Below are 18,129 nucleotides of genomic sequence, written 5' to 3'. Positions count from 1 at the left end.
GCATTGCGAAAATCGTCTGTATTTCCGCTGATTCCAGACGATCTGATGTTGCACGCCGGGCAAAGCCCGCTTATGAACACTGTTAAGGGTCCAAATTCATTCATATCACTGCCGCCGGTAAGGGGCGGGCGGTAATGTGAATGCGTTTTAAGCCCGGTATTATTTTTGAACCCGATTTGATATGGCGGGCGCGGTTTTGAACCGGTGCCCGATGCCAGCAAACGGGGCCCGACAGGCAGGAGTTGAGAGAGCGTGGCGAACTATCAGGAAAGTGCGCGGGAATTTGAAAAGCGCTGGCAGGATTACTGGCGGGAAAACGATACCTATCGTACCCCAAATCCGGGCGATGCAGATTTTGACGCGTCCAAAAAGAAAAGCGTCATCCTTGATATGTTCCCTTATCCAAGTGGCGTTGGCCTGCATATCGGTCATCCGCTTGGCTATATCGCGACCGATGTAAAGGCCCGGTTCGAGCGTATGCGCGGCTATAATGTTCTGCATTCCATGGGCTTTGATGCCTTTGGCCTTCCGGCGGAACAGTTCGCGATCCAGACCGGCCAGCACCCGCGCATCACCACCGAAGCCAATATTGAAAACATGCTGCGCCAGTTGCAGGTGATCGGCCTTGGCCATGATCCGCATCGTCGCTTTGCGACCACCGATGTTGATTATTACAAATGGACGCAGTGGATTTTCCTTCAGCTTTTCAACAGCTTCTATGACCCGACCATCGAATGGAAAGGCCCGCAGGGGCAGACCATTTCCGGCCGTGCGCGCCCGATTGCCGAGCTGCGCCCGCTTCTGGAAAGCGGTGAATGGTTGCTTGACGAAGATGGCGTGCCGCAGCCCAAAGCCGTGATTGGCGAAGGTGTTAAGGCCGAAGGCAAGGAAATCGACCGTGCGATTGATCGCGGGCGTCTGGCCTATGTCGATGAAGTTCCGGTCAACTGGTGCCCGATGCTGGGTACGGTTCTGTCGAACGAGGAAGTCACCAACGAAGGCAAGTCCGAACGCGGTGATTACCCGGTTTACAAGCGCCCGCTGAAACAGTGGATGCTGCGCATTACCGATTATGCCGACCGTCTGGTTGCCGATCTTGAAGGTCTTGACTGGCCGAACGGCGTTGTTGAAATGCAGAAGGGCTGGATTGGCCGTTCTGTTGGCGCGCGCGTTAATTTCCCGGTCAAGCTTTCGAACGGTTCCGACGACAAGATCGCGGTTTACACCACCCGCCCCGATACGATTTTCGGCGCGACCTATATGGTTCTGGCACCGGAACATCCGCTGGTGGACAAGCTGTGTTCCGATGATAAAAAAGCCGATATTGCCGCATATCGCGCACAGGCGTCCGAGCTTAAGGCCGTGTCGGCCAAGGATGATGCGGAACGCGAAAAGACCGGTGTGTTCATTGGTGCCCATGCGACCAACCCGGTAACCGGCGAACAAATCCCGGTCTGGATTGCCGATTATGTCCTTATGGGCTATGGGACCGGCGCGATCATGGCGGTTCCGGCCGGTGATCAGCGCGACTTTGAATTTGCCCATAAATTCGGCCTGCCGATCAAGGCAACCACCAAGCCGTCCGAGAACTGGTTGAAAGACAATGCACCGGCGGAAGCTGGTGAATTGGACGGGACTGCTTTGTTTGCGCGTTATGAAGCAGAGCCGGGCAGCTTCAAGCTGGCTCAGACCGAAATTGGCGAGACCATCAATTCCGCCAATGACGAAATTTCGATCAATGGTCTTTCGACCCCGGATGCCAAGGCCAAAATCATCGAATGGATGGAAGGCAAAGGCATTGGGCGCGGTCGTGTGCAGTATAAACTGCGTGACTGGCTGTTCTCGCGTCAGCGTTATTGGGGCGAGCCGTTCCCGGTTCTGTTTGATGCGGAAACCGATCAGGTTCATGGTATTGCGCAGGCGGCCCTTCCGGTTGTTTTGCCGGAAATGACTGACTTCAAACCGCAATCGAACGAAGACCCGAATTCCGAGCCGGAGCCGCCATTGGCACGTGCCAAGGAATGGATGGAAGTCACCGGTATTGTCCTTGCGGACGGATCGGTTTTCCCGGTTGATGCCGCGGTTGGTTCGACCTACGGCCATGACGGTGCGGAATATGAAGTACGCGCGTTCAAACGTGATGCCAATTCCATGCCGAACTGGGCGGGATCGTGCTGGTATTACCTGCGCTATTTTGATGCCAAGAATGATGCGAAATTTGCATCCGACGATGCGGCGGCCTATTGGGCAAACAGCACCGATAAGGATGGCAAGGCGCTTCCGGGCGCAGTTGATCTTTATGTCGGCGGGGCGGAACACGCGGTTCTTCACCTTCTGTATTCGCGCTTCTGGCACAAGGTTCTGTTTGATCTTGGCTATGTCAGCACGCCCGAGCCGTTCCAGAAACTGTTTAACCAGGGCATGATCACGGCCGATGCCTATACCGATGCACGTGGCGTTTATGTCGACATCCATGATGTTGAAATGCGCGATGTCGACGGCAAAAAGGCACCGTTCAACGCCAAAACCGACGAAGCCCTGACCACGGTTCCGGGCAAGATGGGCAAGCGTTACAAAAACGGTATCCCGCCTGAGGAAATCTGCGACCTTTACACCATCGATACGTTCAGAACGTACGAGATGTATATGGGCCCGCTTGACAGTTCCAAGCCCTGGCAGTCCGATGCGATCATCGGCATGATGCGTTTCCTGTCGAATGTCTGGAAAGTCACAACCCAGATGGAACGCACGGACGCGGTTGATGGCAAGATCGAAACGCTTGTGCACAAGACCATTGCCAAGGTGACCGGCGATATTGCCGATCTGCGCCTTAATACGGCGATTGCGGCATTGATCGAACTGACCAATGCGTTGACCAGACAGAATGCGGTTCATGATGATCATGCCAAGGCGCTCGCGCTTATGGTTGCACCGTTTGCACCGCATCTGGGTGAAGAACTTATGAGCCGCATGGCAGCCGATGAATTCGGTGCCAAGAAATCGGTGATCAAGTTTGACTGGCCGGTCTTCGATGCCGACAAGGCACAGGATGACGAGTTCGAAGTCCCGGTTCAGGTCAATGGCAAGAAGCGTGGTTCTGTGATGGTGGCGGCGGATGCCGATCAGGCAACGGTCGAAGCCCTTGCAAAGGCAGACGAAAACGTTGCCCGCCATATTGAGGGCAAAGAGATCGTCAAGGTGATCTATATCGCCAAGCCGACGCCGAAGCTGGTCAATATTGTTGTGAAGGGTTAGGTCCCTACGACTGTAACTTTGAAGACAGGGCACTTTGTATCAAAGTGCCCTGTTTGTTTTTGATCTCGATTATTGACGGTTGAGAAAGTGCTGGCTAGAAGTCAGACAAGCATATCTTTTAAGGGTTGAGTAATGAGCCACGGTCGCAAGATTTCTGTTATTGGTTTGGGCTATGTCGGTTTGCCGGTTGCGGTTGCATTCGGGACGACAATCGGGCGCACGGTTGCCTTTGACATTAACAAGGCCCGTATTGCGCAGCTCAAAGCTGGTCACGATGCAACCGGCGAAGTTGACGATCATGAACTCGCGGCGGCTGATTTGCTGCTGAGTGCTGATCCGCAGGACTTGCGCGAAGCTGATTTCCACATCGTTACCGTGCCGACCCCGATTGACAGTTCAAATCGCCCGGACCTTTCGCCATTGCGTTCGGCATCGAAAACTGTTGGTGCCATCCTGAAAAAGGGTGACATCGTGGTTTATGAAAGCACGGTCTATCCCGGGGCGACCGAAGAAGAATGCGTTCCGATCCTTGAAGCGCTTTCGGGCCTTAAGGCCGGGACCGATTTCACGGTCGGTTATTCACCCGAACGTATCAATCCGGGTGATCGCGAACACCGCTTTACCACGATCACCAAGGTGGTCTCGGGTCAGGATCAAGCCACCCTTGATATCGTTGCCGAGGTTTATGGCAGCGTCGTCACCGCAGGCATTCACAAGGCGCCGACCATCAAGGCCGCCGAAGCCGCCAAAGTGATTGAAAATACCCAGCGCGATTTGAATATAGCGCTGATGAACGAGCTTTCTCTGATCTTTGATCGTGCGGGCATTGATACCCGTGATGTGCTTGAAGCCGCCGGGACCAAGTGGAACTTCCTGAAATTCACCCCGGGTCTGGTTGGCGGTCACTGCATCGGTGTCGATCCCTATTACCTGACCCACAAGTCCGAAGAGCTGGGCTATTATCCTCAGGTGGTTCTGGCCGGTCGTCGGGTGAATGATGGCATGGGCGAGGTTGTTGCCAACAAGGTGATCCGGGCCCTTCTTCGCGACGGCGCAACCAAGAACCCGACCGTGACCGTCCTTGGCCTGACCTTTAAGGAAGATGTTCCTGATATCCGCAATACCCGCGTCATTGATATCATCCGGTCGCTTGAAGATGCGGGCATCAATGTTCAGGTTCATGATGTTCATGCCGACGCCGAGGAAGTCACCCACGAGTTTGACGGTTTGAAACTGTGCTGTGATGATGATCTGAAACCGGCAGATGCACTTATTCTTGCGGTCGGACACAAGGAATATATTGCCAAGGGCTGGCCGCTGGTTTCGGGTCTTCTGAAAGACGGCAAGGGCTTTGTTGCCGATGTGCGGGCGGTTCTGCCGCGTGACGCGGTTCCGGCCGGTATTGACCTCTGGCGTCTGTAAGCCAGATTTAAGGCCACATGCTTTAGTCAGATTCATCCTGATAAAGATCAAGCTCGCGCTGCATTTTCTTCGTCAAACCTTTGGCGACAATGCGGTGCGAGCTTTTTATATGATCGCATAGATCAGTATCGCCAAGACCCGGTGCGTCAAAATGCTGGATCCATTTCATTCCGCGTGACGCCAGATAGGGGGCAGGGCGCAGGCCCGGCATTTCCTTTAATACCTCATAGCCGATCTCGGATGTTTTGAAGGTAACGCCGAGTGTGTCGTTACTAGTCCAACCTGCAATGGCAAATACCTTGCCGCCAACTTTCCAGACATCGGCACCACCCCATTGAACCACATGGGTGGTGTGGGGCAGGGACTTGCAAAAGGCGTTGAATTCTTCGCGGGTCATTGCAGCTTTTCCAGTTCCTCGGGCGGGCATTGTGGTTTGCTTCCGATCTATTGTGAAGAGGATTGCGTCAAGACTGCCGACACTGTCTTGCCGATCTCATCAGTAAAACGTGCGTGAGCAAAGCGCGTTTCGCACATCAATCGCGCCTGATGTCTGAGCTTGTTGGTGTTTGCCGGATGGCGGGTTGCTTCGATCATGGTGAGGGCAAGTTTGTCAGGATCATTGGGCGGGCATAACCAGCCGGTTTGATCCGGCAACACAAATTCCGGCAGGGTGGCGATGCTGGTTGTTATGACCGGAACGCCCGCGGCCATGGCTTCCAGGACGACAAGCGGCTGGGCCTCGTTGGTGTAATTGGTCGGGAAGACAAACAGATCAGACTGATCAAACAATTTGCGGCGATCTTCTGCCCGAACAGCGCCGATATAGCGGGTGTTGCTGTTAATGCCGTATCCCGTTATCAGCGCTTCAAGCTCTGCTTTGCGGATGTCGCCCTCTGCTCCGGCAATGGTCAGATCAAACGCAAAGCCCAAATCCTTCAGGCGCTGGCAGGCTGCAAGCAGTGTCTCGAGACCCTTGGCACGAAACAGGTTTGACAACCACAAAATGCGAAGGGGCGTTTCCGGTTGCCAATCCGGGTTTATCGGCGCGGCAAAAGCATCTTCATCAAGGCAATTGGCAATGATGACCACGTTGCAATCAAGGCCTGTGATTTCGGGACGCAATATCTCGCCAAGTAGTACGACAGTCTGCTTGGCAAAGACCCGTTTCTGAAGCCAGAACTTGACGGGGGATCGCCGCATCAAAGGCAGGCCCCGTCCGTGAAGATGCAGGATGGCCGGAACGCGAAACAGTTTGGCCAGCAAGACATAAAGGCAATCGCGGTAATAGGCTGCACCGCAGGGGGCAAAACTGATGTAAAGGGCCTGACTGCGCGGCAGTGCAAAACAAAGCCGCACTGCGAGCAACAGGGCAATCAGGAGCTTTTTAATCGTTGGTCGGGTGATGTCGGCAAGGTTGCGTGCAAAACGCATTTCAATGACATGCAGATCAAAAGCCTTGGCCAAGGCAGCTATCGCATGAAGGTTCATTTTCGCGGCCCCGTGCATCGGAGGCGGCAACTGAACCATTGCGATTACACGGCTTCGTTTGCTCATGCCCGCGGGCCTTTCAGGTGCACAAGTTTCCGACGCATCACCGCAAGAACCGTCCAGTGTGAGACAGGAACCTTGTTGCGATAGTGATCAAGCACGGTTTGCAGGGTCGCGTGATAGGCCGGGGACGGGATAGATGCAAAATAGCGTCTCGACGGATCAAGATTCCGGGCAATCAATGGAATGCCAAGCTGCCAAAGGGCCGCGCCAGCCTTGCAGCTTGCACGCAGATAGAAATCGAGATCAATGCAGCATGGAAGATCGGTCGCATATCCGCTGGCCTGCTCCCAGACGTTTCGGTGAAAGGCCAGTGATGAATGATGAAGCGGATTGCCAAGATAAAGCCGCGAGGGCGCGATACGGCGCGGTCGCGATTTTCCAAGCCTGTGCGCGTCTGAAGTTGCGTTTGCAAATACAAGTGCGCCGGGATGTGCGCCAAGAAATTTAGCCTGAATTGCCAACCTGTTTGGCAGGGACTGGTCATCAATATCCTGTACGGCGATCAAATCTGTTTGCGCGTTTTCAATTGCCAGATTAAGGGCGGCACCGCGTCCGATCCGGTTCGCGGTTATCAGTTTGAAACGTTGGTCGTTACGCAATGTTTCGGAAAATGACACCTGATGATCCGAACCATCATCGACGAGGATTGCGCGATCTTGCGGACGCAAGGTTTGGACAAGGTTCTCGGCGTAAGCGGAAAGAAAACGTTGGCCGTTGTAAACTGTTGTGATCACGGTCATCGCATCAGACATGCGCGTTCTCCCAGCTTATGGAAAGGGTTGCCTGATCTGTGTTTTTTACTGTGATGCGCTGTGCTGCACCGGCGGCAGTAAAAGCATCCTTATTGTCGATGCTGATCACTTGGTCGCAACACAGTCTGATACCCGGTTCTTCGATAATCAGTTCACATTCGGATAGACGCGTTAACATCAAACGGTGGTCAATCAGCAGGCGCAGCATGTCGGGTTTTTCAGGTGATGCGCCTTCGCATATGTCCTGAATGGTGATCCGGTTGTCGTCAAACTGGATGATGCGCCGACCTTTCTTTCCAGCCAGCGAGAAAGTGATTTCAACCCGGTTGTTTGCAAGTCGAGTTGCAGATTGAAACTTCGCGACCTGTCCGTCAGGCATTGCAGGAAGCGGGATGGATGCGGGTCCATACAGGCTTTGTTGGTCCTGTTCGCCGCCGGTGGGCGGCAAAAGCAGTCTTGCCTTTGGCCCGTGCCCCGAGACGACAACCGGAGACGGGGAAATATCAAAGGATCGCGCACCTTTCAGTACCATTTGGGCGTCATAATGCGGGGATGATTTCAGGAAAATCATCGGGGAACTGGACGGTTGCGGTTGCGGTTGCGGATGTGCGGCCGCGGCAACCGGGAGCTCTGATATGCGCAGCAACCAGAACCCGGCAAAGGCAAGGTAATCATCATGGCGGTTATAGCTATACCATCCGGGTGTCGCCGGATTTGCCGGACCGGGATTATTGGGCAGAGGACCGGGCGAAAGTAGATTGAGCGGCAGGGTTCCAGCCCTTTGTATGGTCTCTTCAATGCGGCTTAAAATGGCATCAGCCTGTATATGAAAGCCATATTTGACCAGGAGATAAAGCGCACAAACAGCGCCGAAGCTTTGCCCGGCTCCGCGGCCCAACAAATTGGCGTATCCGTGCGACCCGGTCATTTTGGCAATCAGTTGGGTGGCGTTCTGTGCGATTTCCTGGTCAGCCTTGCGCGGGTTTTGCGAAAGCAATGCGGCGCAAAAAGCATGATACTGGGCGGAAAAACAGCCGGGGCGATCCAGAAAAATCGGGTCACGCCAGTAGCGAAACCGTATGAATGCTTGATGCAAAGTGTCAACGAGGCGATTGAACCTCGATGCGGATTTTGTCTTTCGATTAATCCGTTGCAGGATTTGCCAGTTCGCGACATCCGGGCTTTGGTTCTTGGTACTTTTAAGGATGCTGCTCCGTTCAGGTTCGGAAAGTTCCGGTATCGCATGCAGGGCATAGTCGATGAATTCGCGGTGATAGGTTCGGTCGGGGATTTCCATGCGAAGGGCGTTGAGTGCGCGTTCGATATTGTCGCTGTAATCTTTGCGATCAAGCCTGGACCAAAGTGCGCAGGCAAAGGCCTTGGCGTAGAATTCCGGTAGGGGGAAATTACCCTCCTGACATTGTCGGGTGGACAAATCATCTGCGATGGACCGTGCCAATCGTTGGCATCTTGTGGCAAAGATATTGTCGGTTAATGGAAGTGACATGTGACCTCCAGCGACAGGGATTGACCGGGTTCAATCCTGTTAAGCGGGACGGCCTGAATTTCCGGGCAATGTCGACCCAGCCGTTCGCGAAGGCGCCATAGCGTACGCCGTGCGGGGCCAATGTTCCAAAGCCATCTGGCCAAGCCGTCTGGCGCGGAAAGCGTGAAAAGCCGGTTGGCCCAGCGCATCCAAACACGATCAACCCGATCCATTGGCAATAAACGGGCATGAATGATCCAGTGATCATCGCGATCCCGCAGATAAAGATAAGGAGCAAAGCGTCCGGCACCGTCACATCTTGTCAGGCTGATAACGGCCCGATGGCCGGAGTGGCTGACCAGCTCGGCCTGCTTGACCGGGTGAAGCCGGTATTTGTCGCTGTTGGTATGACGAAATGTTTGACCAGCAATGATGCCATGCTCGATGCCATCTTTATTAAAGACCAAGCGGATCACAGCATCCTGAAGGGTGATAGGGTCAAGGGCGGTAAAGCGGGCGCGGATCGCAAGTTGATCGGGGGCGGTTTGCACGGTCTGAAGGTCAATCTTCAACCGTCCGCCCGCCAAGTGCCAGATGCCATTTTTTGCCGAAGCATTGCGCGGCGTGTCAGTCAGGGTGACGAAGGAATGCCGGTCTGAACATTCAAAACCCCAATTGGCAAAGAAGATATCGCCAAACTGGCCGATGATCAGGCGGTTGTGCTTAATCGTGGTGTCGAGTTTGGTCATGGATACGCGCCTTTGCGCACCAGCCAAATTTGGCTTCCTGCCAGTATCAGGCTGATCAGTGCAAGGCGCATCTGCGCCGCCATGATCACGTCGAAAGTCTCCAATGGTTCAGGGATAAGGGTGGATGAGGCGAGCAGGGCGATCAAAAGCAACCAGCCCAGCCAGATTGCGTGCCCGGTTTCCTGAAGGACAAGGCATTGACGGGCGATGACTGCCAACAGAAGCGGCCAGAACGCACCGCTTCGCAATATGGAAATAAGGCCGGAGTCTGGTGTTGCGTAAATCAGATGCGCCACCTGAACCGGAAAAATCAGAAGGGTTGCAGTCACGCAGATCATTGGCGCAAACAGCCAGAATTCGCGGACCAGTCCCGACTGTTGTTTGGCAAACAGAGTAGCGGAAATTGCGGTAATCAATCCGGCACAGAACAGAAAAACGCGTTGGGCCAGAAACAGGGTATCGTCCCCATTACCCAACAAAACAAAATCAAGATTGGGTAGAAAACCGGCCAATAAGGTAAAGCCGATCAGGCCAATTGTTTGTTTGCAACCAAGTTCTTGTGACGCGATGAATGATTGCCGGGAGATTTGCGACCGCATCGCAAAGCAAATGGCTGCGATAAATGCCCCGACCGAGATCATCGGCGTAATAGCAAACAGGATGGCATTGTTGTTCGTCGCCACTGCCAAAAGTGCCATTCCGATACCCGCCAGTTGGGCGATGACGGTGATCAGACCAAGGCGGGGAAACTCGGTTCTGGCGGAAATCACCCAGTCTGGTGACAGCGCTGCAGCAACCGGCATGATCAGAAACGGCCAATGCATTGTAGCGTCAAATTCGCGCCGGGTTGCAAGGAGCATGATGGCCACGAGTGCAATCAGAAGCCGGACGATGACAGTCAAAATAACCTTGATCGTCGACCCGGTTTGAACCAGACGGACCAGAAGCGGGCCTGTTCCGGCCTGGGTGGCTGTGACTGCGAGACCGACCATTGCCAATATCAAAAAGTAACTACCAAGGATATCCGGAGCAAAAGCATGACCGATCAGTAACAGAATAATCATGCCGCCCAACCGCGCAATCAGGTTGGCCGTGATCATCCAAAGCGGAAACAGGTTGGCGGTCAGGATCGGGATGACCTTATCCATGACGGGACAATACCGTTTCGTAAGCCGCATCGACCCGATTGCCATATCCGGTTTGAAGATCGTGATTGATCTGATCACGTGCCGACTGCGAAAGACTTTTGCGCATGGCCGGATTTTCGATCAAGACCGACAGGGCGGTGGTGATCGCACCCGCGTCGCGTGGCGGGATGATAAAGCCGTTTAGGTGGTTTATGACCGGGCTTCCGGCATCAAAGGTTGTGACGATGGCGCAACCCGCTGCCATGGCCTCCATCACGGCAAGGCTGCTTCCTTCTGACAGGCTGGGAAAGACGAAAATGTCGGCTGACAGCATCCGGTCGGCAACTTCGTTTTGCGGCAAAGCGCCCAGCCATTCGCACCCGTCCGGCAGGTTTTCAAGCAATGCCTTGGCGCATGGCTGGGCGCGCCCGACCAGGGTCAGCGACGCTCGCAGACGATATTGGCGTCGTACCATATCCCATGCAGCGAGCAGGTGCGCGATCCCCTTGGCCAAAGACAGATTGCCAACATAAAGGATGCGAATGACTGTTTCGTGCCGCGGTGGTCGGGGCCGGTTTAACAATGATCCGCAAAGCGGGGAAAGGAACGGAACAAGGAAGATGTTTCTTTCTGAAATTCCGCAATCTTGCAGTCCACAGGCAACGGTCTCTGACGGGGCAAGGACCGCATCGGCAAAGCGGGCCTCGGACATGCGGCGACGGGCGAGAAATTCGGAAATCTCGTGATAGCTGCGGCCATGTGCATGATATTCGGCCGCTAATTGCTGGTAACGGGTTGGGGCAAGTTGGCCGGTGATATCCGCAATGGTGATCATCCCGCGGGCCTTGGCGCGGCGCATGGCGGGAAGGCTGTAATTGCCCTGTCCGTGAAAAATATCGGCCTTGGGGATGCGCAACGACGCCAGAAGTGAAAGCGGTATGTCGGAATAAAGGTTCCCGGCGGGAAGGCGCAGCTTTTTGGCTGCTTGTCCCAGAAGATCGGGAAGCAAATGCCGACCGGGAATGGGCGTAAGCATCGGATCGGTTTTGCGCGATGGCGGGGAGAAATACCCGTGCCCGTCATGCCGCCAGAAACTGTCCCAGCGCACCAATCTGTTTTGGTTGGCTAGGTGGGCTGCCAAAATGGCAGCTTGATCGACCCGACTAACCATCCAGACAGATGGCCCGGTTTCTGATTTGAGCGGTATCGGGTTGATCAGTTCCATTGGCAAAGGCTTTGTTGCTTGGCCATGGTCTGACAAATGGCATGCCATAATGTCGATGCGTGATGTTGGGCTGTGTTGTGTTTGATACAACTGGCCTGTCTTTGCCGGGTTTTCTGCCAAAGATCTGCGTTGTTCAGGAGACGGGAGCACGCATTGGTCCAAACTGTGGGCTGGTGTGGCGAAAGAATTTCTTCCGGATCAAGAATATCCGGGGCGCACCCAACTGCATCAGTGGAAAGTGCCACCGCGCCACAGGCAATCGCCTCGATCACGCCAAGGCCATAGGCATCATTATGGCTTGGAAACAGGCAGAGTTTTGCCTTGGACAGATGGGCAGGAAGCTGGTCCGTGGGCAGTTGCCCGCGAAGTTCGGTTATGTTCAAAAGGCCGCCGCGTTCAAGACGGTCACTGATTGCTGCTAGATCGGTGCATCCAATGATAGCGATTTTGGATATGGTGTTTGCGCGAACCAGTTCGGCGGCGATTTCAATAAATGTATCAAACCCTTTGCTGCTGGTGGTACGTCCACACCACATCAGATCAAAAGGGCGTTCGGAAAAACTGCGCTTTGCAACACCTGTCGGAATTTTCCCCGTGTCAAAGGACGTGGGGATGGGGGAGATAAAGATGTTTTCCCGCGCTACGCCAAAGGCAGAAAACCAGTCCCTGCCATGTGTGCTGGCGGCAATGCAGCCATCTGCGTTATCCACCATTTGACGACGCATATAGCGGCGGACAGGGTTGCCATAAAGGGCATCAGAACCGGACCATCCATCAAATTGCAAAATAACGGGAATGCCCGACCGTGACGCCCACTTCTGTGCGCGCCATTGCGCCAGGCCAAATCCGACAAGGATCAGGATATCGGGTTGCAATTTGTGTAATGCCTTGGTGACGCCAATCGGAAAAGTCAGATTGCGGTTTTCACCGAGATACACATTCAACCCGCGAATTTGGATTTGCGCAAACGGGCCTTTGCGAACTGGCCAATTGCGTTGCGGTTCGGCCTGATTGGTGCAAAGGACGGACAAGCCGCCGCCAGCTTGTTTCGCGTGGTGGTGCAGGGCGCAGTAACTGCCAAACCTGTATGGCGCAACAATATTGGTCAGCAACGCTACTTTCACCGGACTAATCACCACGGGATGCTGTTGTTGCTGTTTAATCAATCATAAGTTATCTTTTTCATCAATGATATAAACAAGGGTTCATCGGCATAAGTATCGAAGGGCACACAAAAAAAATCTGATCTGGTTGGATTTGCTGGTTGTTGGTTCGGGGCTGTTGATACGGGGCCGGGGGACGATGAATGCGACAGGGGATGGTTTCGATATTCGGGTTGCTTCTTGATCTTAGGCAACGCGAAAAACTGTGCGCCGATATCTGTGACTGGCTGGTTGTGCGCGCCCGGTCTGGCACTGGTTCCTGTTTCCGCCAACAATCGCTGAATGCGCTTAAGTTGACCCGTGCCCGGTCAGACGCACGCTTGCGCGATGCCCTTTTAAATGTGCACAGCCTGAATGCTGATGGAATGGGAATTGTCTGGGTTGCCAGACTTCTGGGTGTGCATGTGCCTGAACGGGTTTCGGGTATCGACGTAATGATTGATCTGTTGCCCCGGTTCGAAAAGCAGCGGGTTGGCATATTCCTGTTAGGTGCTCGGGCAGATGTTCTTGATGACCTTGAACGGAAATTGCGCACCCTGTATCCCGGCCTTTTGATCGCCGGAACGCATCACGGATATGAACCTGATGATGCAAAACTTGCCCGGATTGTGCGGCAAAGCGGGGCGGATGCATTGTTCGTTGCCTTGCCATCGCCGCGCAAGGAAATCTTTATTGATCAATACGGGGATTACACCGGATGTGGCTTTGCCATGGGGGTTGGCGGGGCGTTTGATGTTCTGGCGGGACGCATTCCGCGGGCACCGGTTACTTGGCAAAATGCCGGTCTGGAATTCCTGTGGCGAATTTTGATGCAACCGCGCGCGATGTTGCCACGTTACGGGCGGGGGCTGGCGGCTTTTTGTCAGATCACCTTGCCTGCAATCATCGGGTATCAGTTTCAAAAACTTAATCGCTGGTGCAGGTTGGTATTGGTGGGAGTGGCACTTGTCCCGTTCCTGATGGTCGTTGCGGATGCGCAGGTGCCAACCACATCGCCAGAAATGGTCCAGCTGGACGATGCAGAGATGGTCCGCAACTGGATCGAAAGTCGCCTTGACGGCATTTCCGATCCGCAGGATGTGCAGGAAATGATCGATCAGCTGCTTGGTCTTGTTTTGTTTGGCAACCCGGAGAACCAGCCAAACGACGCGCAGGCCACCATGATTGATTGGCAGGCGGTCGATGCAACCCTTTCGGCGTTGCTTAACGTTATGGAAGTGATCCTCGTTGCCAGCGGGGGAAACAACTTTTTGCTGGAAACTGTGTTGGGCGGGGTGTTCAAGCAACTCTTGGGTATTCATCCGAATCCCGCCCGATTGAGTAACTTGATCAGGTCGGACTTGCCGGACTTTTCATCCCGGTTCTTTCAGGATGACAGGCCCAGCGAAAGCCCGGTAACGGTGGCTGATCTGGTGCCGGTAACCGGCAATGTCTTGCAACCTGTGGCGCGTCAGCCCGACATACGAACGCAGGTACCTCTTTCCTTTGGAACGCAATACGGTCTTTTGGATCGCAGTGGACCCGATCCATCAATATGGGATCATCTGAAAGACGAGCTCGCGACCGAAACGGAACATCAGGGGGATGTCAGCCCCAGATGAAGGGAGATTTACCCGATACATTTGATCCGTCCCTGCGCGACCTGATTGCCATTATCTGGCAGCGTCGCGGTGTGGCCCTGTTGGCTTTTGCCGTTGTGATGGCAGCTTTTCTCGGCCTTCTTGCAAACTGGAAATCGGACTATCGTGCGATTGCCGAGATTGGATTGGCACCGGTTAGCGCGCCACTGCGTAGCGACAGCAAAGAAAGTCTCATCGCTCAGCAGGGGCAATTGACCGCCCAGCAGATTGAAACAGCAATTGCCGAGCTTCGCAGTGAGGAGACCCTGGCGGCAGTGCTTGCGGTTTTGCGGGGTGAGGAAATCCTGACCGCGGATCACAGGGGTGTCGGGGATGTCATCCGGGCGATCTTTTCTGCACAGAATACGCCTGCCCCAAAGCCGGGTGAGGCCCAGCTGATGGAACGGCTTCGTGGCGGGTTGGTGGCGGAACGTGTCGGGAATTCGGCGGTTATCGAAGTCAGCTTTGCCGCAAGTGACCCGGTCATGAGCCAGCTGGTGTTACAGACAATTGTCGAAAGTTATGTCTGGCAGCGCGAGGACCGGCAAAAGCGATCACTTCGCACCAAGCTTGAGGAAGCAAGCATACAGCTTGAAGCATCCCAGACGGAACTTGAAGAGCATGAAAGAAACCTGGCCGAATGGCAGCAACAGGCAGGGATGCTTGACGCCGATGAAGGCAAGCTGATGCTGGATCGCATCTATGCGCTTGATGAACAGGTGGAAAAAATCGGGCAGGACGTGGCGGGGTTCAAACTGGCGGCCAAACGGCGCGACACGGCATCCCGGCTCGAGGATTTGCTGTCTATCCCCGATGTTGCCACCCATCCATTGGTGTCACAGCTTTCCGAACGATATGATGCCCAGAAGCAGGAATTTATCGCACTGGATCAGCGTTATGGTCCCAAACATCCTTTGATGTTGGGCCGACAAAGCGAACTGGATGCGCAGCGGCAACAATTATACGAAGCCGCGCAAACCGTTGCGGCACAGATCGGCGATGCGCTTGCCAATGCAGAAGAAAAGCTGCGTCTGATTACGCGACAGCGTGATCAATGGCAGGCGAGGATCAGCGAACGCAATGCGAGTATGCAGGGGCAGGCGACGCTTTTGCGTGAAGTGGCGATGGCACGTGATAATACCCGTGATCTGGGACAACAGGTGCAATTGCTGCGTCGTGACTTGGCATCGTTTCGCGGGGATACGGAAATTCTGCGATCAGCGGCTTTGCCGACATCGGCGGAATTTCCCGGCAAACGGGATTTGATGATGCTTGCGGTGATGGCTGCGCTTTTTTGCGCGATCATTGCGGCAGTGCTTCGGCACTATTTTGACCAGACCATCGGGGATGATTTCGACCCGGAAACCATGTTGGGTATTCCGCTTTATGCCCGTATTCCGGCAATCCGGTCAGACCGATCATCGGAGAAGATGGCGCGGATCAGGGATGAAGCAATCGGGCATCTTGCCATCTTGATGCGCATCATAGATCAGCAGTCCGGGGACCGGACCAACCCCGAAACCGGGCAGGTGATTGCGATTGGCTCCGCCCAGTCGGGCGAGGGTAAAAGTTATATTGCCCATGCGCTTGCGGAAAAGCTAGCAGGGCTGGGCAGCAAGGTTCTGTTGATTGATGCGGATTTACTGGACCCGGCACAATGTGATGGAACGGTCGCGCAGTTTGCCGATTTGACGGGGGTGCTATCAGGGCAGGCCGATATTCCAGATATTGCCCGAGATGAACAGTCCGATGGTTCATATCTTCATCTTGGTGTGCGGATGGCGGTGCCGGGCAATATCGCAACCGGTTTGATCGAAACCGGATTGGGGCCGTTAATTGGCAGACTTCGTGAACGGTTCGATCATATCATTCTGGATACGCCCCCGGTCCTGTCGATTGCCGACGGTGTTGTTGCCCTGCGTTTGGCCGATGTCAGGTTGTTTGCGATCCGACAGGGGAACAGCAAAAAGCGCGATATTCGCGATGCTTTGGATCAGCTTCGGACAGCCGGGGTGATGCCCGAGGGGATTGTTCTTAACGGTGTTCAACCTCGTCCGGCCTATGGCAAGGGACATGATGTCACTGCCCGGGGCGGGCAAATAACATGAAGCCTGTTCTGCTTTGCATAGGGCTTTTGGTGATGGGAATTGGCGTTTGGCGGCTGATCCCGGAACTGGATGCGATCAACCGGATTGACGATGTTTCATCTGCCTTTGAAAATGCCGACGGCATCCGGGCAGAGGTGCAGTCGCAGGACATTCGAAATGCCATCCTGTCAGGTCGTCGGGATCAACTTGACGATGTGATTGCTACGCGTCTCGAAGATGCGCCATTTGATCCGGTTCTGATGTCGCTCGAAGCGGTGGCACAGATGTCTTCCGGGGCAGGTGGGATGCAAATCAGTGCAGAATTGCTTGATCGGGCACAGGCGATTGCGCCGTATGATCGGCGTGTGCAGGCGATACGGCGTGTTGTTCAAGTCCGGCTTCAAGGACAGCAATCAGAAGAATTGCAACCGGCAGAACAAGGGCGGGCAGCGAAATGACCCACCCGACAGCCGAACTGACGATCACCATTGCAATCAAGGCAATGACCAAAGCCCTGTCAGGGCGGCAGGTGGTGCTTCGGATCAGGAATACAGCCGCGATCATTGCACTGGCAAAGATTGCAACAAGGGCCGGAAGACCGAACGAAAGTGCCGCGTCGAGCCACAGATTATGGCTGCTGAACCAGTGGGTGTTGGCATTCAGCCCCGGGGTGGCAAAATGACCCATGATCAGTGCAACACTGTCTGGACCAAAGCCGGTCAAAGGACGGTCTTGTATCGCCAAAAGGGCGGTAGCCAAAGCGTCATCACGCTGGATCAGATCAAGCCGGACAAGCTCGGCAAAGCGATTTGCCAGATCAGGTTGGGTCAGGATCAACAAGGCGATAACGCCCGCGGCCCCGGTAATCGTGATCGCCAGTCTTTTGGCAATCGACCGCCAATCTGGTGCGCCAGACAAGGTGATGAAAAGGATTGCCGCGATCAGCGTTATCGCGATGGCGCTGCGCGAATGGCTTTGAACGATGGCCAGTCCGAAAAGGATGGCAAGCGCCAGATATCCACCCGCCTGATCCATGCGCCGTCCGATATTTTGGGCGGGATTTCGCGCAAAAAGATAAAGACAGGCGACAAGCCCGGTCGCCATCAAAGCACCAAAGCCATTGCGATTGGCAAAGCTGCCGGTCCAGTCACCGACATGGGCGGTCTTGGCAAACCAGAATGTGGTTTGCCAGCCAAGAACATCGTTGATCGCGGCAAGGATCAGTTGAAGGCAGCAGGCGGCGATAATCGATTTAACAACAAGCCCGACCCATGTGTCCGGCCTGCTTTGCGCGATCAGGGACGCAAGCGTGATGGTGGCGGCCAGCCAGATCAGGTTTACCGCCAACTCCATCCATGCATCTGGATAAAGCGCAATGTGCGGGGCATCGAACGGATAGGATTGCATCGGCCAGACCGGCAAGGATTGCAGAATGGCCCAACCAATCAGAACCAAGACAAATACCCAGAGAAGGATGACATATCTGTTGATGTTCAGCGGGCGCGATTGTGCGGCAATGGCCAGCAATCCCGCCCCGGTCAGGATCGACAGGATTGCCATCGCCCACGGCCTTGCCCCACCCAGCATCAGAGGCGCAAGGATGATTTCCGTGATCAGGCAAATTTGCGCCAGCCGAAGCATCGCACCCCGCCAATCTGTTTTAAAAACAAGACCTTCAGCCTAGCGGAAATTC

General features: G+C 54.6%; 14 protein-coding genes. 5 read left to right on the top strand and 9 right to left on the bottom strand.

The annotated features are described in order from the left end of the window. Positions 1-252 precede the first annotated feature (252 nt). Positions 253-3,255 (top strand): leucine--tRNA ligase, encoded by a 3,003-nt coding sequence (locus TH19_RS07660; RefSeq protein ID WP_114101744.1) that lies wholly within the window; start codon positions 253-255, stop codon positions 3,253-3,255. 132 nt (positions 3,256-3,387) lie between these two features. Continuing rightward, positions 3,388-4,677, top strand: a complete 1,290-nt coding sequence (locus TH19_RS07655; RefSeq protein ID WP_114101743.1) for a nucleotide sugar dehydrogenase — start codon at positions 3,388-3,390, stop codon at positions 4,675-4,677. Between the two features lie 22 nt (positions 4,678-4,699). On the opposite strand, the gene TH19_RS07650 is transcribed toward TH19_RS07655, so the two are convergent. From TH19_RS07650 to TH19_RS07615, 8 genes are read right to left on the bottom strand one after another with little or no spacing between them, the layout of a single operon-like run. Further along, positions 4,700-5,074, bottom strand: coding sequence for an MmcQ/YjbR family DNA-binding protein (locus TH19_RS07650; RefSeq protein WP_114101742.1), 375 nt, complete (start codon positions 5,072-5,074; stop codon positions 4,700-4,702). Between the two features lie 47 nt (positions 5,075-5,121). Further along, complete coding sequence (locus TH19_RS07645) at positions 5,122-6,231, bottom strand: glycosyltransferase family 4 protein (protein ID WP_114101741.1); 1,110 nt, start codon at positions 6,229-6,231, stop codon at positions 5,122-5,124. After that, complete coding sequence (locus TH19_RS07640) at positions 6,228-6,980, bottom strand: glycosyltransferase (RefSeq protein WP_114101740.1); 753 nt, start codon at positions 6,978-6,980, stop codon at positions 6,228-6,230. The genes TH19_RS07645 and TH19_RS07640 overlap by 4 nt, the downstream gene beginning before the upstream one ends. Then, positions 6,973-8,487 carry a hypothetical protein gene (locus TH19_RS07635; protein WP_114101739.1) on the bottom strand — a complete coding sequence of 505 codons (1,515 nt, stop codon included), beginning with the start codon at positions 8,485-8,487 and terminating at the stop codon, positions 6,973-6,975. The genes TH19_RS07640 and TH19_RS07635 overlap by 8 nt, the downstream gene beginning before the upstream one ends. After that, the gene (locus TH19_RS07630) at positions 8,472-9,215 is read right to left on the bottom strand and encodes a hypothetical protein (protein WP_114101738.1); all 744 of its coding nucleotides are present in this window, start codon (positions 9,213-9,215) and stop codon (positions 8,472-8,474) included. Before TH19_RS07630 ends, TH19_RS07635 begins: the two co-directional genes overlap by 16 nt. Then, positions 9,212-10,363, bottom strand: coding sequence for an MATE family efflux transporter (locus TH19_RS07625; protein ID WP_114101737.1), 1,152 nt, complete (start codon positions 10,361-10,363; stop codon positions 9,212-9,214). The genes TH19_RS07630 and TH19_RS07625 overlap by 4 nt, the downstream gene beginning before the upstream one ends. After that, complete coding sequence (locus TH19_RS07620) at positions 10,356-11,567, bottom strand: glycosyltransferase family 4 protein (protein ID WP_114101736.1); 1,212 nt, start codon at positions 11,565-11,567, stop codon at positions 10,356-10,358. Before TH19_RS07620 ends, TH19_RS07625 begins: the two co-directional genes overlap by 8 nt. Then, a complete protein-coding gene (locus TH19_RS07615; RefSeq protein WP_258547870.1) occupies positions 11,558-12,598 on the bottom strand; it encodes a glycosyltransferase family 4 protein in 1,041 nt (346 codons plus the stop codon). Before TH19_RS07615 ends, TH19_RS07620 begins: the two co-directional genes overlap by 10 nt. Between TH19_RS07615 and TH19_RS23025 the strand changes: the two genes are divergently transcribed. From TH19_RS23025 to TH19_RS07605, 3 genes are all read left to right on the top strand, one after another. Further along, positions 12,527-12,739 carry a hypothetical protein gene (locus TH19_RS23025; protein ID WP_258547872.1) on the top strand — a complete coding sequence of 71 codons (213 nt, stop codon included), beginning with the start codon at positions 12,527-12,529 and terminating at the stop codon, positions 12,737-12,739. The two genes, TH19_RS07615 and TH19_RS23025, sit on opposite strands and share 72 nt — an antisense overlap. 134 nt (positions 12,740-12,873) lie before the next feature. Further along, on the top strand, positions 12,874-14,331 hold the full coding sequence (locus tag TH19_RS07610; RefSeq protein WP_114101734.1) for a WecB/TagA/CpsF family glycosyltransferase: 1,458 nt from the start codon (positions 12,874-12,876) through the stop codon (positions 14,329-14,331). Further along, positions 14,328-16,457 (top strand): GumC family protein, encoded by a 2,130-nt coding sequence (locus tag TH19_RS07605; RefSeq protein WP_181846352.1) that lies wholly within the window; start codon positions 14,328-14,330, stop codon positions 16,455-16,457. Before TH19_RS07610 ends, TH19_RS07605 begins: the two co-directional genes overlap by 4 nt. Before the next feature lie 291 nt (positions 16,458-16,748). Here TH19_RS07605 and TH19_RS07600 read toward each other — a convergent pair whose 3' ends face one another. Continuing rightward, complete coding sequence (locus TH19_RS07600; RefSeq protein WP_114101732.1) at positions 16,749-18,077, bottom strand: O-antigen ligase family protein; 1,329 nt, start codon at positions 18,075-18,077, stop codon at positions 16,749-16,751. Positions 18,078-18,129: the final 52 nt, after the last annotated feature.

The organism is Thalassospira profundimaris, assembly GCF_003326675.1.
GTDB classification, from domain to species: domain Bacteria; phylum Pseudomonadota; class Alphaproteobacteria; order Rhodospirillales; family Thalassospiraceae; genus Thalassospira; species Thalassospira aquimaris.
The sequence above is the reverse complement of the archived record's forward strand: the minus strand, read 5'-3'. Positions and strand labels throughout refer to the sequence as shown.